Genomic DNA, 16,179 nt, shown 5'->3' on the forward strand with positions numbered 1-16,179 from the left:
AAATAGATGGGCGTCGCGCCGTCCGGTGCGGCGGAGATCCATCGACGAGATCGCCGCAGTGGTCCCCCGCGTTGCCAGCCGGGCGGAGTGCGCTGGTGCGAGTCTGTAGGGAGCACTCATGAGCAAGCGCGGTCGCAAGAAGAAGTCCCGCAAGAAGAGCAGCGCCAACCACGGCAACCGTCCCAACTCCTGACGGTGTCGCCCCGCCGGGCCGGGCTACCCCGCCGGCCCGGCCTGTTGCGCGCCGATGCGTGGCGCTGGGGTCAGCACCTCAGGAGACCGCGGTTGACCTGAGGTCGATGTCGAGCGCGTGATCCCTGACGTGGTCCAGGGCCAGCCTGACGGCTCCCACCGAGACGACACTCTCCCCCAGCGGCGATGAGGCGACCCGCGGTGGTGTAGCGGTGAGCGCCGGAAGTTGCTCGCCGATCGAGTCCAGCAGAACGTCGGTCGAGTTGCTCACCGCACCGGCGAGGACGACCAGTTCCGGGTTGAACATCGTTCCGAGAACCGCAACGACCCGGGCCAACCTGATGGCGATGCGGTCGAGAATCTCCAGCGCGACCCGATCCCCGCCCGCGGCGGCCGCGAACACCATCTCTGCCGTGAGGTCGGTCGGCCTGCCCGACGACAGCTCGGTGAGGGTGGTCTTCTTCCGCCCCCGCAGGGCCGCTGCACCCCAGCTCCGGGCCAGCACCGCGACCCCCTCCGCGGAGCCGACCCCGTCGAGCATGTCCAGCCAGCCCAACTCGCCAGCGCCGCCGCCACTTCCGCGCAGCAGCCGGCCGGATTCCAGCAGGCCGACACCGAGCCGCTCCCCCGCCAACACCACCGCGAGATTGTCCACCCCCTGCCCGACGCCTTTCCAGCGCTCTGCGAGCGCTGCGAGGTTGGCGTCGTTGGCCGTCAGCACCGGCGCCGCAACCAGATCGGCGACGGCGAAGCGGCGAGCTTGGTAGCTCGCCTGTGACGTCTCGTGTTCGGACGCGATGGTGCCGTCGAGCTCGACTCGGGCAGCAACGCCCATGCCGACCGCCAGCACGTGCAGAGCGGGAACGCGGACCTCGCCGAGCAGCTCCACGGTTGCGTCCCGCACATCGGTGCCATGCACCGCAGTGTCGTCGGGGTCAGTGATCAGCACCCGCTTCGCGGCGATGGTTGCCCCGCGCAGATCCGCCACCAGCAGGGTGGAACTGTGCGCCCCGGCGTCGACACCGAGGACACAGCCTGCCCGCTCGTTGAACTGGAACCATCTCGACGGTCGGCCGGAGCGGTTTCCCGCCTCACGCATCGACTCCATTTCGCGAAGCCAGCCGAGCTTGATGAGCTCGTTGCAGACCGCGTGCACGGTCGCCCTCGTCAGACCGGTCTGAGCCATCACAGCGGAGCCCGTGATGGCGCCCTCGGCGGCCGCTGCAACTGCGAGCACCCGCCCGAGGTTCACCCGACGGACCAAAGGGGTGGTGTCCACCAACAACTTTTCCATCACTACTTGACCTCCGAGGGATGCCCGGCCACACTACATCAAGACCTAAATTAAGGTCATAAATCATCCAGCGTGTGGCCGCCCGATCGCCGGGGAACATGTCTGCTGCCTCCAACGAAGGAGTTCCGATGAATGCCGCTTTCCGGCCCGAATGCCCCACCGGTTCGTCATGACAACTGCCGGAAGAATGCGGCGGTCACTGTTGGTTCTGCCGTCGGCGGTTCTGTTGGCCGCGTCCGGCCTGCTGGCAGGATGTTCGTCCACCGACGGGGTCACCACCTTGACGTTCATGCAGAACAAACGCGAGGTGGTCCAATACTTCGACAAGGTCATCGCTGATTTCGAAGCCGAGAATCCGGACATCACGATCGTTCAGGATTTCAACGAGGGCAATTTCGTCCCGAGTCTGATCCGTGACAGCCCGCCCGACGTGGTGACCCGGGGATATGGCTCGACCACGGCCGACTTCACAAAAAAGGGTGTCTTCGCAGATCTTTCCGGGATGCCGGCGGCGGCGACGGTGGATCCGAAGGTCCAGCAGCTGGTCAACGACTGGGGTCAGTACAACGGCGAGACCAGCGCGCTGCCCTTTTCGCTGACGGCTGCGGGCGTCATCTACAACAAGCAACTCTTCACCAAGTTCGGTGTCACGGTGCCCACCACCTGGGACGAATTCCGAAAGGCCTGCGAGACCTTCAAGGCCGGCGGCGTCACCCCGATCTACGGCACCTACAAGGACGGCTGGACCGTCAATCAGGGTGCATTCGACTATGCGGCGGGCGGACTGCTGGACGTCCAGGACTTCTACGAGACCATGGTCGAGGAAGGCAGCACCGTCGGCCCCGATTCACCCGTCTCGTTCAGCCGGACGCTCCCGCCGGTCACCGATGCGATGAAGACGCTGTTCTCCTACACCCAGCCGGATGCCCCCAGCCGCGCCTACCAAGATGGCAACGCGGCGTTCGCCAACGGCGAGGCGGCCATGTACCTGCAGGGACCGTGGGCGCTGAGCGAGATTCTCAAGGCGAACCCCGCTGCCGACGTCGGCACGTTCGCGCTACCCATGACGAACAATCCGGCGGAGACCAAGGCGCGGGTCAACGTGGACATGTCCCTGTCCATCACCAAGGGCACACCACACCTGGAACAGGCTCAGCGCTTCATCGACTACCTGATGCAACCCAGGGTGCTGAACACCTTCAACGCCGAGAACGCCGCGTTCTCGACGCTGAAAGGGGCACCTCCCCAGGAGAACCCACAACTCGCCGGTCTGGCTCCGCTGATCGAGGAAGGCAAGTACTACCAGGGGATCTCCACCTACCTGCCGGCGGCGATCACCAAGGACAACTACATCCAGGCCTTCGCCATCGACCAGGATGCCGACGCCTTCCTGTCCACCCTTGACGCCGATTGGCAACGCGTCGCCGAACGCACCGCAAACTAGGCATCCCGAAGGAGATCCCATGTCCGCCAACGAACCTGCGGTGTTGCAAACGGCCGAGTACGAAGCCGTCGAGCATGCCCGCCAACCCGACGCCCCGCCCAACAAGGACAAGGTTGACCGCGCCTATTACTGGATGATCATCCCGGTACTGGCGGTGTTCGGTTTCTTCATCACCCTGCCCGCGCTGATCGGTGCCTTCTTCAGCTTCACCAACTTCGCCGGGTACGGCGACTTCGAGTTCATCGGCTTCACCAATTACGTCAACATCTTCAAGGACCCCAGCGTCCTGCAGCCGTATCTGTTCACGTTCTTCCTGGCGGTGGTCTGCACCGTCGTGGTCAACGTCGTCGGCCTTGCCGTCGCGCTCGGTCTCAATGCAAAGATCAAGTGGCGGACCGGGGTCCGCGGGATCTTCTTCATCCCGATGGTCATGTCGGCGCTGATCGTTGCGTATATCTTCAACTTCCTGTTCTCCAATTCGCTGCCGACCATCGCGACGAATCTGGGCATCACGCCGCTGGCCACCAGCATCCTGGCCAACGAGAAGTGGGCCTGGCTGGCGATCGTCGTCGTCACCGTCTGGCAGGCCGCACCCGGCACGATCATCATCTACCTGGCCGGACTGCAGGCCATCCCCACCGAGATGTACGAGGCCGGCGCACTGGACGGAGCCGGAGCCTGGCGCCAATTCCGCAGCCTCACCCTGCCGCTGTTGCTCGGGTACCTGTTCATCAACATCATCCTGGGGTTCAAGGGCTTCCTGGGCGCTTACGAGATCATCGTCGCGCTGACCGGCGGCGGACCCGGTACCGCCACCATCTCGGTGGCGATGAAGATCTTCTCCGGCTTCACCGGCGGCGACTACGCCTACCAGATGGCCAACGCGGTCATCTACTTCCTGATCACCCTGATCATCTCGCTCATGCAGCTGAGGATCATCCAGCGCCGAGGGGTTGCACTCTGATGACCACGACAACCGCTCTCCGAACCACACCGACGGCCGAGCCGGCGGCGGCACCCCGACGTCGCCGGTTCCGCGCCGAACGCGACGGCTACCGGGTCAACTGGTGGCTCACCGCGCTGATGCTGGTCGCGTCGCTGACCGTCCTGGTCCCGCTGTACTTCGCCATCGTCATGTCGTTGAAGACGCCCGAGCAGATCGCCAACGGATCGGGCTTCGAACTGCCCAATCCGGTGCGGTGGAGCAACTTCTCGGAGGCTTTCACCCTGGTGAACTTCCCGACGGCGTTCATGGTGACCGCCGTGGTCACCCTCGTGACGGTGTTCGGATCGGTGCTGGCCAGTTCGCTGGTCGCCTACGCGATCGCCAGGAACTGGGAACGCAGGTTCTTCAAGATCTCCTACATCTACCTGCTCTCGGCGCTGTTCATCCCCTTCCCGGTGATCATCCTGCCGCTGATCAGGCAGACGGCGCTGCTCGGTATCGACAGCCCGGTCGGCGTCACCATCCTGCACATCGTCGGCGGCATCTCGTTCTACTCGTTGCTCTACATCGCCTTCATCCGATCGCTGCCGACCGAACTCGAAGAATCGGCGCGGCTGGACGGCGCCAGCACCTGGCAGGTCTTCTGGAAGATCATCTTCCCACTGCTCGCGCCGATGAACGCCACCGTCGGGATCTTCGCGTTCCTCGGCTCGTGGAACGACTTCCTGCTGCCGCAGATGATGATCGCCGACCCCGCACTGCAGACGTTGCCCGTCGTGCAATTGCTGTTCCAGGGCCAGTTCAACACCAACTACGGCCTCGCCTTCGCTTCCTATCTGATGGCGATGGGGCCCGTGCTGATTGCCTACCTGTTCTCGCAGCGCTGGGTGATGTCCGGCGTCATGCGCGGCGCCGTCAAATAACCGCAAACCTCCAACGAAAGGAACCTGCGCCCGTGCCCGCGTCGAGTTCTGTCACGCTGCCCACCACCGATCCCCGCCAGCACACTGCACAGCACCAGTGGTGGAAGTCCGCCGTGGTGTACCAGATCTACCCGCGCAGTTTCGCCGACTCGAACGGCGACGGGATCGGCGATCTGCCCGGCATCATCGCCAGGCTCGACTACCTGGCCGAACTCGGCGTCGACGTCCTCTGGCTGTCCCCCGTCTACCCGTCGCCTCAGGACGACAACGGTTACGACATCAGCGATTACCAGGACATCGACCCGACCTTCGGGACGCTGGACGATTTCGACGAACTGCTCGCGCAGACCCACGCCCGGGGCATGAAGCTGGTGATGGACCTGGTGGTGAACCATTCGTCCGACGAGCACCCGTGGTTCGTGGAGTCCCGCTCCTCGAAGGACAACCCCAAACGGGACTGGTACTGGTGGCGGCCGCCGCGGGCCGGTCGGCAGCCGGGCGAGCCCGGTGCGGAGCCGACGAACTGGGAGGCGGCCTTCAGCGGGTCGGTCTGGGAGCTCGATCCGGCCACCGACGAGTACTACCTGCATCTGTTCTCCCGCAAGCAGCCCGACCTGAACTGGGAGAATCCGGAGGTGCGGGGGGCCGTCTACGCGATGATGCGGTGGTGGCTCGATCGCGGTGTCGACGGATTCCGGATGGATGTCATCAACATGATCTCCAAGGATCCGGCCTTACCCGATGGAGCGGTCAACGCCCGCAACCGCTTCGGCGACGGCCAACGGCATTTCATCAACGGGCCGCGCATCCACGAGTTCCTGGCAGAGATGCGCCGGGAGGTGTTCACCGACAGGGAGGGAGAGTTCCTGACTGTGGGTGAGATGCCCGGCGTGACGGTCGACGAGGCCGCGCTGTTCACCGACCCGGAGCGGGCCGAGGTCGACATGGTGTTCCAGTTCGAGCATGTCCAGCTCGATCAGGGTGCGCACAAGTGGGACCGCCGCCCGCTGGACCTTATCGATCTGAAGACCTCCCTCGGCCGATGGCAGGAGGGTCTCGCCGAGCGAGGCTGGAACAGCCTGTACTGGAACAACCACGACCAGCCGCGGGCCGTTTCCCGATTCGGTGACGACGGCCGGTACCGGGTGGAATCGGCGAAGCTGCTGGGCACGGTGCTGCACCTGCACCGCGGCACTCCGTACGTCTACCAGGGCGAAGAGCTGGGCATGACCAACGCCCCGTTCGGCGGGCCGGGTGATTTCCTGGACATCGAATCGGTCAATCACTTTGCCGCCGCCGTCGCGCTGGGCAGCGATGAGGAGGAGACGCTGGAGGCACTGCGCAAGGGCAGCCGGGACAACGCCAGGACGCCGATGCAGTGGGACGACTCGGCCGGCGCCGGGTTCTCCGAGGGGGTGCCGTGGGCGCCGGTGAACCCGAACCACCGGGACATCAACGCCGCCTCGGCGCAGGCGGATCCGGATTCGGTGTTCCATCACTACCGCCGGTTGATCGAGCTTCGGCATTCCGAACCCGTGGTCGCACACGGCGATTTCCGGATGCTGTTGCCCGATCATCCGACCGTCTACGCCTTCACCCGGACGCTGGAGGGGACCACGCTGCTGGTGGTGGCGAACTTCTCGGGGAGCGATGCCGACGTGCACGACGAAATCGCGGATGCCGGCAGCTGGGCCGGGCGGCAGGTCGTCCTGGGGAATTACCCGGCCCGTCCTGAAGCGCGGATGGTGCTGCGGCCCTGGGAGGCGCGGGTCTACCGCCACGGGTGACGACCGCCGGGAAGCATTCGGTGTCGCAGTCGGTTGCCAGCAGCGAGAGCAACCACTGCAAAGAATGGGGCGTCACCATGACCTACGTCATCACCGGTGCGACCGGCCAGCTCGGCCGCCTCGCCGTCGAATCCCTCCTCGCGCGCGGCGTCGAGCCCGGCAACATCCTCGCCACCGGGCGCAACGTCGAGCGATTGAAGGACCTGGCCGACCGCGGGGTACGTACCAGAGCCATCGACTATGACGAGATCGATTCCCTGCGAGCGGCTTTCAGCAGAGGTGACACCGTCCTGTTCGTCTCCGGGAGCGAAGCGGGCCGGCGACTGGCCCAGCACCGCAACGTGATCGAGGCGGCCCGGCAGGCCGATGTCGGCCTACTCGCCTACACCAGCATCGCCAATGCCGAGCTGTCCAGGATGCAGCTGGCGGCCGAGCACCAGGCCACCGAGGAAGCTCTCGCAGCGTCCGGCGTCCCGTACACCCTGCTGCGCAACAGCTTCTATCTCGAGGTGTACACCGCGCAGCTGCCGACCTACACGGCCCCCGGCGCGGTGATCGGCAGCGCGGGTGGCGGCCGGATCAGCGCCGCGACCCGGCACGACCTGGCCGAGGCGGCGGCGGTGGTGCTGCTCAGCAGCGACCAGGCCGGGCGCATCTACGAACTCGGTGGCGACACCGCCTTCACCCTGGCCGATCTCGCCGCGGAGGTCAGCGCAGCCACCGGTGTGCCGGTCGAATACCGGGATCTCCCGGAGGCGCAGTACGCCGAGATCCTGTCGGCTGCCGGCGTGCCCGCGTCCTTCGCCGCGGTCCTCGCCGATGTCGACGTCAACATCGCGCGGGGAGCCCTCGAGGTGACCAGTGGCGACCTCAGCCGGCTCATCGGGCACCCGACCACCGGCATGCCCGAGGCGGTCCGGGCAGTCGTCTGAGAGCGAACCTGCCTGGCCGTCCCGGCGCCGCCGGGGCGGTCCGGGTGGGGCGGCCCGAAGGGTGGGTCAGCTATTCGGGACGATCGGTCAGCCGAAGGCTCTCGACCGTCACCTGCTCGACGCCGGCCTCGGTGACGCTGGTCACCTGAACACTGCTCAACTGTGCGAACAGCCTGTGCCGGAGCTGCTCGGGAGCCCGCTCGCCGCCGCACTTGCGGTGCAGCAGGTCCTTGAGCTTGCGGTCGAGCCCCGCTTCCATCAGGCACGGGGAACACTCGTCGAGGTGCTGCTGCACCTTCGCCCGATTCTCCGGGTCCATCTCGTTGTCCAGGAACAACCACACGTCACGCAGCACCGAGGTGCATTCGGACTCGGCATCCATCTCGTCGACAGGGTCACCGCAGGCCATCGCCGGCACCTTCCCTTCGGTCGTCGGATAGTGAGTCGTCGGAAGTGCTGACACCGGCGGGCACCGGCACCGGTGGACTGCTGTCGGCCGTGGTGGCCGCATCCCGCTTCGGTCGCAGGAAGCCCCGCTCCTTCGCGTACTCGGTGAGAAGGTCGCGCAGCTGCCGGCGCCCCCTGTGCAGCCTGGACATCACGGTGCCCAGCGGAGTGCCCATGATCTCGGCGATCTCCTTGTAGGCGAATCCCTCGACGTCGGCGAGGTAAACGGCCAGCCGGAAATCCTCCGGGAGCTCCTGCAGGGCTTCCTTGACATCGGAATCGGGTAGCCGGTCGAGGGCATCCATCTCCGCCGACCGCAGCCCCGTTGAGGTGTGCGATTCCGCCGCCGCCAACTGCCAGTCGGTGATCTCGTCGGTCCCGCTGACGACCGGCTGGCGCTGCTTCTTGCGGTACCCGTTGATGTAGGTGTTGGTGAGGATGCGGTACAGCCACGCCCGTAGGTTGGTGCCCTGGGTGAAGCTCTTGAACGCCGCGAACGCCTTGAGGTAGGTCTCCTGGACCAGATCCTCCGCGTCGGCCGGGTTCCGCGTCATCCGCAGGGCGGCCGCGTACAGCTGGTCGAGCAGCGGCATCGCCTGTTCGGTGAACCGCTGGCCCAAATCGTCGTCAACCGACGTAGTCGCCACGTGATTCACCCGCCTGTTGGACGCCAGCGGCGGGTGCGTCCGGTTCCCCACGACGCGGTGGCCGCGACGCAGCGTCGAGGATACCCGGCCCGCGGGGCGCGTCCTCGTCACCGGCCCGGCCGGCCGAGCGTCGACGGTGCCCGTTGATCGCGGTGCGGCGCCGATGTCGGCAGCGGTCCGGCGACCGGACCGGGCGGCGACATCAGTCATGACCGGCCTCCTGCTGATCGATGGCGGTACCGGTGTTCCCGGCGTTTCAGGCTTCTGGTCGGTCAAACGCCCACCCGCCGGAAGCTATTCCGCCGACCCGGTCCGCGGCCGCGGGGCGCAGGGTTGCCGATGCCGCGTCAGTCGACGGGATCCAGTACCACCACAGGGATCTCCCGATCCGTTCTGGTCTGGTAAGTGCGGTAGTCGGGCCAGACCGACGCTGCGCGCTCCCACCACTCTTCGCGTTCACTGCCGGTGGCGACGTGCGCGCGATAGCGACGCTTGACCGCCTTGTCCTGCAGCTGGACCTCCGGATCGGCCAGCAGGTTGAGGTACCAGACGGGATGCTCCGGTGCCCCGCCCTTGGACGCCACCACCGCGTATCGCTGACCATCGGTGACCCGCATCAGCGGCGATTTGCGGATCGCCCCGCTCTTGTTGCCGACAGTGGTCAGGATCACCGTCGGCACTCCCCGAAGGGTCGATTCCAGCGCACCATCGGAGGCCTCGTAGGCGGCGACCTGCTTGTTCGCGAAACTGTCCGCGCCTGGCACATAATCCTTGTCCGCTGACACCCGTTCCCCCTTCGGTCCACTGCGTCTCGGTCCACTGCGTCTCGGTCCACTGCGTCGCAGCACCGCTCATTTGAGCGGTCACCGGCCATTCTGCCCAGCGGGCTCACCAGGTGACCGGCAGGCTCTCCGCGCTGTAGACGATCGAGGAATTCCGGAATCGCAGATCCTGCAGGGCGATCGCCGGGCGCAGCGTCGGGAACCTGCGGGCCAGCGCCGGGAACGCCATCCGCAGCTCCATCCTGGCGAGCTCGGCACCGACACAGCGGTGGATGCCGTAGCCGAACGCGAGATGCGACGTCGGCGCCCGGGTGGGGTCGAACCGCTCGAGATGGGACGCGCCGGAGTCCGCTGCCAGGGCCGGATCACGATCGGCAGCCGACAGCGACACGAGAACCAGTGCCCCCTGCGGGATCAGCTGATCCCCCACCTGCACCTCGGAGCGGGTGAAGCGCGGGAAGGCAACCTGGACCACGGTCAGATAGCGCAGCAGTTCCTCGACCGCGCGGTGCACGGTCTGGTCGTCGGCCGCGCCGAGCGCCGCAAAGTGTTCGGGACTCTGCATCAGAGCGAGCGCACCCAGCGCGAGTGAACTCGCCGTCGTCTCGTGGCCGCCGGTCAACAGGCCGTCGGCGAGGCCGGCGAGCTCCTGGTCGCTGATGTCGTCGCCGTACTCGCGAACCAGCATGCCCAGCAGGCCGTCACCCGGATTCGCCCGCTCCTTCTCCGCCAGCCCCTTCAGATACTCCAGTGACGAGGAGATGGCGTCGAGCGGCGAGTCGTCGCCCAGGTCGAAACGAGCCGTGCTCAGCGCCTGGAAGCCGTCGCGGTCGGCGTACGGGACGCCGAGGAGTTCGCAGATCACCAGGGAGGGAATCGGCAGCGCAAAGGTGGGCACGAGATCCGCCGGCGCCCCGGCCTCCTCGATCTCGTCCAGCTGCCCCTCGATGATCTCGCCGATCCGCGGCCGGAGCCGCTGCAGCCGGCGCATCGTGAATTCCGGCGTCAGCATCTTCCGCAGGCGGGTGTGGTACGGCGGGTCCGTCATGCCCAGGCCGCCCGGATCCTGCTCGTCCGCGGTGCCGCCCGTCGTCAGGTTGCCGAACGCGTTGCTGAACCCGACCGCGTCGCCGAGCACGGCCTTGGCCGCCGGATAACCGGTCACCAGCCAGGCGGTGATGCCGAACGGCAACTCCAGCTTGGACACCGGCTCGGCGGTGCGCCGCTCGGCCAGCTCGGGGATCGGGTCGAGCCCGTCGCGGGAGAACAGCAGCGGGAAATGCAGCGGGTCCGTCATCGGGATGGTCCTCCGGGTTCGTGGCGGGCAGCCCCATCGTGCCCCGGGTCCGAGCCGAAGGCGGCGATCTCGTCGAGCACCCGCTCGGCGAGCCGGACGTCCCCGGTGAGATCGCGATCCTCCATGTCGACCGGCAGCGGCGCGCAGAACGACCACGCGGCGGCGAGCGGATCGGGAACGGTCAGCCCGCGAACCCTGATCGCGCGCACCGCGGCGACCAACTCGACGGCGACCAGAACACGTGCCGCGCCGATCGCGTCGGTCAGCTGATCGGCGGCAAGCGGCGCGTACGTCGCGTCCTGCTCGACGCCGCGGGACAGGCCCGCGGTCTGCGTCGCGGCGGGGATGGCGCTGGCCCGCACGGTGCCGAGCGCGGCCGCCGCGGTGTATTCCAGGATCATGATTCCGGACGCGGTGACCGGCCCACCGGCAAGGAACAACCGCCCGGGGCCGGGGGGAGGTCGCGTCGGATCATCGAATTCACCGTCCGGTGGCGGCTCGGTCAGCAGCGCCAGCCGGTTCACCGAGCCGACTGCCGCGCGGGCCAGCCCCAGCGCCGCGTCGTCCAGGGCCGCGGTCAGGTGGACGGCGTGAAAGCCGCCGTGATGGACGACCGTCGCCGTTCCGTGTTGGCCCGGGAGCGAGGGTTCCGGACCGTCCAGGACCAGCGGGTTCTCAAGTCCGGCAGTGGTGAGCGCGGTGACGACGTCACGCAACGTCGCGGCGGCATCAACCGCGATACCGAGGGTCTGCGGGGCCGCCCGCAGGCCGTACTGGTCCTGCAGCCGAGCGGCCTGCCTGCTCCCTGCGCCGAGCGCACGGAGCATCCGCGCGACGTGCCGGGGCCCGCGGAACGGTCCGGCCGCACTCGGATGCAGCGCACCCGCCGCGCCGTCCCTGGCCAGGAAGGTCAGCGCCGTCACGACCGTGGCAGCGGCCAGCAGCCGATCGAGGTCGATGACGGCGAGCGCGGCCCGGCCGATCGTCAGGGCATTGGAGGACATCAGCGCGAGGCCGTCACCGGTGTCCAGTGCCCCGGGCGGCAGGGCGAGCGCGAGGCGCGCCAGCGGGGCGACGTCACCGGTGCCCAGTGAGTTGAATCGCCCGATCGTCGGCATCCGGTCCTGGTTCAGCAGGTCGACCAACGCCTCGGCGGTCGCCGGGCCGAGCCCGCTGCGGCCGACCGCGATCTGCTCCAGCCTGACCACAGTCATCGCCCTGACCTGATCGTTCGACAGCGGTGGACCGGCGGTGGTGGCGTGACTGCGCAACAGCCCGTCACCCGACCCGTCCGGTGAATCCGGGCCGTCCATGACGCGTGCAGTCAGCAGGGCGCCGACCCCGGTCGACCGGCCGTACACCGGTCCCTGCGCGGCGAGTTCCTGCACCGCCCGGTGACCTGCCCGGAGTCGCTCAGCGACCGCCGGTGCGAGGCCGATCGGCTCCCGGTCACGGGCGATCGCGCAGATCTGTTCGCAGGTCATCGTGCCGTTGCCCACTTCGATCACCGGTCCAGTGTGGACGTGCGGTGTCGGTGTCCGAGACAGCACGTCCGGGGTAGAGCGGGTCGGCTGTCGGAGCCTCGGGGTACTGTCTGGCACGAGCGTTGATGGGTCAGCCGGGTGATCGCACCCGGCCCGCGAGGCGCTCGGACGTCAACGACGACGGCCGCTCCGCCTACCTGCCCGGCTCCACAGGCCTACCCGAGAGGGACCGCCGTGATCAGCTTCCAGTCAGTGTCGAAGGTCTACCCGGATGGAACTCCGGCGGTCCAGGACCTCACCATCGAGATTCCCACCGGGAAGATCACCGTTTTCGTCGGGCCATCGGGGTGCGGCAAGACCACCTCGGTCCGGATGATCAACCGGATGATCGAACCGACCGGCGGGACGGTGCTGATCGACGGGCAGGACACCAAGAGCATCGACGCACCCACCCTGCGCAGGGGCATCGGCTACGTCATCCAGAACGCCGGCCTGTTCCCGCACCGGACGGTGCTGGACAACATCGCCACCGTCCCGGTCCTGCAGGGCAAGAGCCGGCGCGAGGCCAGGGCCGCCGCCGCCGAACTGCTCGACCGGGTGGGCCTGGACACGGCGATGGGAAAGCGTTATCCCGCACAGCTTTCCGGCGGTCAGCAGCAGAGGGTCGGGGTCGCCCGCGCGTTGGCGGCGGACCCGCCGGTGATGTTGATGGACGAGCCGTTCTCCGCGGTCGACCCGGTGGTCCGGGCACAACTGCAGGACGAGTTCACGCGGCTGCAGGCCGAACTCGGCAAGACCATCGTCTTCGTCACCCACGACATCGACGAGGCCGTCAAACTCGGCGACGGCATCGCGGTGTTCGCCGTCGGCGGCCGGCTCGCGCAGTACGCCTCCCCCGCCGAGGTACTCAGCAGGCCGGCGGACGACTTCGTCGCCGACTTCGTCGGACGCGACCGCGGATACCGCGCACTCTCCTTCCTGCTGGCCGGCGCGCTGCCGCTGCACGACGAGCCGACCCTGGTGATGGGCCGGTCGGTCGAGGCCGGCATCGTCCCGGCAGGTGCCCCGGCCGACGCGCCGTACTGGGTGCTGGTGGTCGACGACGGCAGACAGCCCCGCGGCTGGGTGGACGCCAGGAGGCTGCAGCCGGGCCACGCCGTCGACATCGGCGATCTGGTCCTCGGCGGCTCGCTCGCCGGGCCCCGGGCTTCGTTGCGCACCGCGCTGGACGCGGCTCTGTCGTCACCGTCGGGACGTGGTGTCGCCGTCGACGAGGACAGCCGGGTGATCGGCACGGTTGCCGCCACCGACGTGCTCGACGCGATCGAGACCGCCCGGTCCGCCCCCGATGCGGCCGACGGCGACCACAGTTCCGGCCGGCTCACCAAGGACCAGTCCGGAGCGGCGGTTCCGTCGTGAACTGGAACTGGCTGAACCGCAACACCGACCAGATCCTGTCCTGGCTCGTTGCGCACATCTGGCTGGCGGCGATCCCGACGATCCTCGGGTTGCTGATCGCGCTGCCGCTCGGTGCCATCGCGTTCCGGTACCGCTGGAGCTACGCCGTGTTGATCACCATCGCCGGCCTGCTGTACACGATCCCCTCGCTGGCGCTGTTCGTCGTCCTGCCCGGTCTGCTCGGCACCAGGATCCTGGACCCGATCAACGTCGTGATCGCACTGACGCTCTACACGGTGGCCCTGCTCGTGCGAGTGGTGGCCGATGCCCTGGATTCGGTGTCGCCGCTGGTCCGGCAGAGTGCGGTCGCGATGGGCTACCGGCCGCTCCGGTCGTTGGTGACGGTGCAGTTCCCGCTCGCGGTCCCGGTGATCGGGGCGGGTCTTCGGGTCGCCGCGGTCTCCAACGTCAGCCTCGTGTCGGTGGCCGCACTCCTGGGGATCCCGCAGCTCGGGCAGCTCTTCACCACCGGGTTCCAGCTCAATTTCTTCACCCCGATCATCGCCGGCATCGTGTTGTGCCTGTTGGTCGCCGCCGTCTTCGACGGGCTCATCCAGCTGGCCGTCCGGCTCAGCACCCCGTGGGAGCGGGCGGTGAGGCACCGGTGACCGGCGCGTTCAGCTGGCTCGCCGACCCGGCGAACTGGACCGGAAGCGGCGGGATCCTGGCCAGGCTGTGGCAGCACCTCTGGTACGCGCTGCTCTCGCTGGGCATCGCGATGGTCATCGCACTGCCCATCGGCGCCGCGATCGGCCACACCGGCAAGGGCACCGGGCTGGTGTCCGGGCTGGCCAACGCGCTGCGGGCGCTGCCGACTCTGGGCCTGTTGATCATGCTGGCGCTCTGGGGGCTGAACACCCTGCCCGGCTCCGTCGCGCTGCTCGGACCGACGATCGCGGTGCTGATCATCCTGGCCGTCCCGCCGATCCTGTCCAACACCTACGCCGGGATCGCGGCCGTCGACCCGGCAGCGAGGGATGCCGCGCGTGGGATGGGAATGACCGGCGGCCAGGTCCTGACGAAGGTCGAGTTCCCGGTGGCGCTGCCGCTGATCATGTCCGGCATCCGCTCGGCCTACCTGCAGGTGGTGGCCACCGCGACCATCGCCGCCGTGGTGTCGCTCGGCGGGTTCGGTCGCTACGTCATCGACGGCCTTGCCCAGCAGAACTACCCGATGATGGTCGGCGGTGCGTTGCTGGTGGCCCTGCTGGCCATCATCGGCGATCGGATCCTCGCCCTGATCGCGCACTTCGCCGTCTCCCCGGGCATCACCGGCCGATCCGTCAAGGGGCGGGCGACGAGCGCCGACCTGGTCGTCCGGCGCGATCCCGGCGCCGACGGCGGAACCGTGACCGACGGCGAACCCGAACGGGTCGACGCCGGCATGGTGCGTGCCACCCAGATCGCCGACCGGACCGGTCCGCTGTGATCGCCCACCACCAGCGTTTTCGATGTCGCGGCACCACCGTCCCCGACCCCGCCTGACCCAGCCGCTCAGCCACCCCGTCAAGACCGTCACCACAACCACCGCACAATCAGGAGTGACCGTGCACCATCGCCTTCGCACCTTCCGGCCGGCATTGCTCGTCGCCGGCGCCGTCGCCGCATCGTTGGCTCTGTCCGCCTGCGGCAGCTCGTCCGACCCGCTCGCCGGGTCGTCCACGTCCAGCGCCCCCGCCGCCACCAGCGCCGCATCCGGTGCGTCGGGCTCGGCAGGGAGCGGCTCCGCCGGTGCCGGCGGCACCATCACCATCGGCTCCGCGAACTTCCCGGAGAACGCCACCCTGGCCAACATCTACGCGGAAGCGTTGAAGGCCAAGGGCATCGACGTCGCCACGAACCTGAACATCGGCGCCCGCGAGGTCTACATCAGCGCCCTGCAGGACGGCTCGATCGACCTCATCCCCGAGTACTCCGGGGTGCTGCTGCAGTACTTCGACAAGGCGGCGACGGCCGTGACCTCCGAGGAGGTGTTCGCCGCGCTGCAGGAGGCGACACCCGACGGCCTCAAGGTGCTGACCCAGTCCGCCGCGGAGGACAAGGACGCCGTCGTGGTGACGAAGGAAACGGCGGAGGCGAACAATCTCAAGACCATCGCCGACCTTGCTCCCGTCGCGTCCACCTTCGTTCTCGGCGGGCCGCCCGAGTTCCAGACCCGGCAGACCGGCGTTGTCGGGCTCAAGGACATCTACGGCCTGACGTTCAAGGAATTCAAGGCCCTTGATACCGGAGGCCCCCTCACCGTCGCCGCGCTGAAGGGCGACCAGATCCAGGCCGCCAATCTGTTCACCACCGACCCGGCGATCGCCACCAACGAGTTCGTCGCCCTCGAGGACCCGAAGAACCTCTTCGCCGCGCAGAACGTGCTGCCGCTGATCAACGCGGACAAGGCGACGCCCGAGGTGCAGGAGGTGCTCGACGCGGTCTCGGCCAAGCTGACCACCGAGGCTCTGCTCGAACTGAACACCAAGGTCCAGGTCGACAAGGAGGACTCCGTGCAGGTTGCCCAGGAATGGGTGGCTGCGAACCTGAGCTGACCGATCGAC

The 16,179-nt window shown here is 67.8% G+C and carries 15 protein-coding genes and 1 pseudogene; 10 read left to right on the forward strand and 6 right to left on the reverse strand.

Annotated features, from left to right (window positions below; genetic code table 11):
• Nucleotides 1-118: 118 nt before the first annotated feature.
• Nucleotides 119-193, forward strand: a complete 75-nt coding sequence (locus tag ACVBEQ_RS24575) for a 50S ribosomal protein bL37 (protein ID WP_447156054.1) — start codon at nucleotides 119-121, stop codon at nucleotides 191-193.
• A gap of 78 nt (nucleotides 194-271) precedes the next feature.
• Here the strand turns inward: ACVBEQ_RS24575 and ACVBEQ_RS24580 are convergent, their stop codons facing one another.
• Nucleotides 272-1,486: an ROK family protein gene (locus tag ACVBEQ_RS24580; RefSeq protein WP_447156030.1), complete on the reverse strand. Its 1,215-nt coding sequence runs from the start codon at nucleotides 1,484-1,486 to the stop codon at nucleotides 272-274.
• Between the two features lie 169 nt (nucleotides 1,487-1,655).
• On the opposite strand from ACVBEQ_RS24580, the gene ACVBEQ_RS24585 reads away from it, so the two are divergent.
• Genes ACVBEQ_RS24585 through ACVBEQ_RS24605 form a run of 5 tightly spaced genes read left to right on the forward strand, consistent with a single transcriptional unit; the run spans nucleotide 1,656 to nucleotide 7,518 of the window.
• Nucleotides 1,656-2,930, forward strand: a complete 1,275-nt coding sequence (locus ACVBEQ_RS24585; RefSeq protein ID WP_447156031.1) for an ABC transporter substrate-binding protein — start codon at nucleotides 1,656-1,658, stop codon at nucleotides 2,928-2,930.
• A 19-nt stretch (nucleotides 2,931-2,949) separates the two neighbouring features.
• Nucleotides 2,950-3,894, forward strand: coding sequence for a carbohydrate ABC transporter permease (locus tag ACVBEQ_RS24590; protein ID WP_447156032.1), 945 nt, complete (start codon nucleotides 2,950-2,952; stop codon nucleotides 3,892-3,894).
• Nucleotides 3,894-4,799 (forward strand): carbohydrate ABC transporter permease, encoded by a 906-nt coding sequence (locus ACVBEQ_RS24595; RefSeq protein ID WP_447156033.1) that lies wholly within the window; start codon nucleotides 3,894-3,896, stop codon nucleotides 4,797-4,799. The genes ACVBEQ_RS24590 and ACVBEQ_RS24595 overlap by 1 nt, the downstream gene beginning before the upstream one ends.
• 56 nt (nucleotides 4,800-4,855) lie before the next feature.
• Nucleotides 4,856-6,586, forward strand: a complete 1,731-nt coding sequence (locus tag ACVBEQ_RS24600; RefSeq protein ID WP_447156055.1) for a glycoside hydrolase family 13 protein — start codon at nucleotides 4,856-4,858, stop codon at nucleotides 6,584-6,586.
• Between the two features lie 20 nt (nucleotides 6,587-6,606).
• A complete protein-coding gene (locus ACVBEQ_RS24605) occupies nucleotides 6,607-7,518 on the forward strand; it encodes an SDR family oxidoreductase (RefSeq protein WP_447156034.1) in 912 nt (303 codons plus the stop codon).
• A 70-nt stretch (nucleotides 7,519-7,588) separates the two neighbouring features.
• Here the strand turns inward: ACVBEQ_RS24605 and rsrA are convergent, their stop codons facing one another.
• The 5 genes and pseudogenes from rsrA to ACVBEQ_RS24630 form a co-directional block, all read right to left on the reverse strand.
• Nucleotides 7,589-7,927 (reverse strand): mycothiol system anti-sigma-R factor, encoded by a 339-nt coding sequence (gene rsrA, locus ACVBEQ_RS24610; RefSeq protein WP_447156035.1) that lies wholly within the window; start codon nucleotides 7,925-7,927, stop codon nucleotides 7,589-7,591.
• Between the two features lie 118 nt (nucleotides 7,928-8,045).
• Nucleotides 8,046-8,822, reverse strand: a pseudogene (locus ACVBEQ_RS24615) (sigma-70 family RNA polymerase sigma factor); the annotation flags it as partial.
• A gap of 137 nt (nucleotides 8,823-8,959) precedes the next feature.
• Nucleotides 8,960-9,397, reverse strand: a complete 438-nt coding sequence (locus ACVBEQ_RS24620) for a nitroreductase family deazaflavin-dependent oxidoreductase (RefSeq protein ID WP_447156036.1) — start codon at nucleotides 9,395-9,397, stop codon at nucleotides 8,960-8,962.
• Between the two features lie 103 nt (nucleotides 9,398-9,500).
• Nucleotides 9,501-10,691 (reverse strand): cytochrome P450, encoded by a 1,191-nt coding sequence (locus ACVBEQ_RS24625; protein ID WP_447156037.1) that lies wholly within the window; start codon nucleotides 10,689-10,691, stop codon nucleotides 9,501-9,503.
• The gene (locus ACVBEQ_RS24630; RefSeq protein WP_447156038.1) at nucleotides 10,688-12,199 is read right to left on the reverse strand and encodes an aromatic amino acid ammonia-lyase; all 1,512 of its coding nucleotides are present in this window, start codon (nucleotides 12,197-12,199) and stop codon (nucleotides 10,688-10,690) included. The genes ACVBEQ_RS24625 and ACVBEQ_RS24630 overlap by 4 nt, the downstream gene beginning before the upstream one ends.
• Nucleotides 12,200-12,409: 210 nt before the next feature.
• Here ACVBEQ_RS24630 and ACVBEQ_RS24635 point away from each other — a divergent pair, with 210 nt between their 5' ends.
• The 4 genes from ACVBEQ_RS24635 to ACVBEQ_RS24650 all read left to right on the forward strand — a co-directional run bounded on the left by ACVBEQ_RS24635 (nucleotide 12,410) and on the right by ACVBEQ_RS24650 (nucleotide 16,170).
• Nucleotides 12,410-13,594: an ABC transporter ATP-binding protein gene (locus ACVBEQ_RS24635; protein ID WP_447156039.1), complete on the forward strand. Its 1,185-nt coding sequence runs from the start codon at nucleotides 12,410-12,412 to the stop codon at nucleotides 13,592-13,594.
• The gene (locus ACVBEQ_RS24640; protein WP_447156040.1) at nucleotides 13,591-14,241 is read left to right on the forward strand and encodes an ABC transporter permease; all 651 of its coding nucleotides are present in this window, start codon (nucleotides 13,591-13,593) and stop codon (nucleotides 14,239-14,241) included. The genes ACVBEQ_RS24635 and ACVBEQ_RS24640 overlap by 4 nt, the downstream gene beginning before the upstream one ends.
• Nucleotides 14,238-15,062 carry an ABC transporter permease gene (locus ACVBEQ_RS24645; RefSeq protein ID WP_447156041.1) on the forward strand — a complete coding sequence of 275 codons (825 nt, stop codon included), beginning with the start codon at nucleotides 14,238-14,240 and terminating at the stop codon, nucleotides 15,060-15,062. Before ACVBEQ_RS24640 ends, ACVBEQ_RS24645 begins: the two co-directional genes overlap by 4 nt.
• A gap of 118 nt (nucleotides 15,063-15,180) precedes the next feature.
• The gene (locus ACVBEQ_RS24650; protein ID WP_447156042.1) at nucleotides 15,181-16,170 is read left to right on the forward strand and encodes an ABC transporter substrate-binding protein; all 990 of its coding nucleotides are present in this window, start codon (nucleotides 15,181-15,183) and stop codon (nucleotides 16,168-16,170) included.
• Nucleotides 16,171-16,179: the final 9 nt, after the last annotated feature.

Source organism: Nakamurella sp. GG22, from assembly GCF_052976845.2.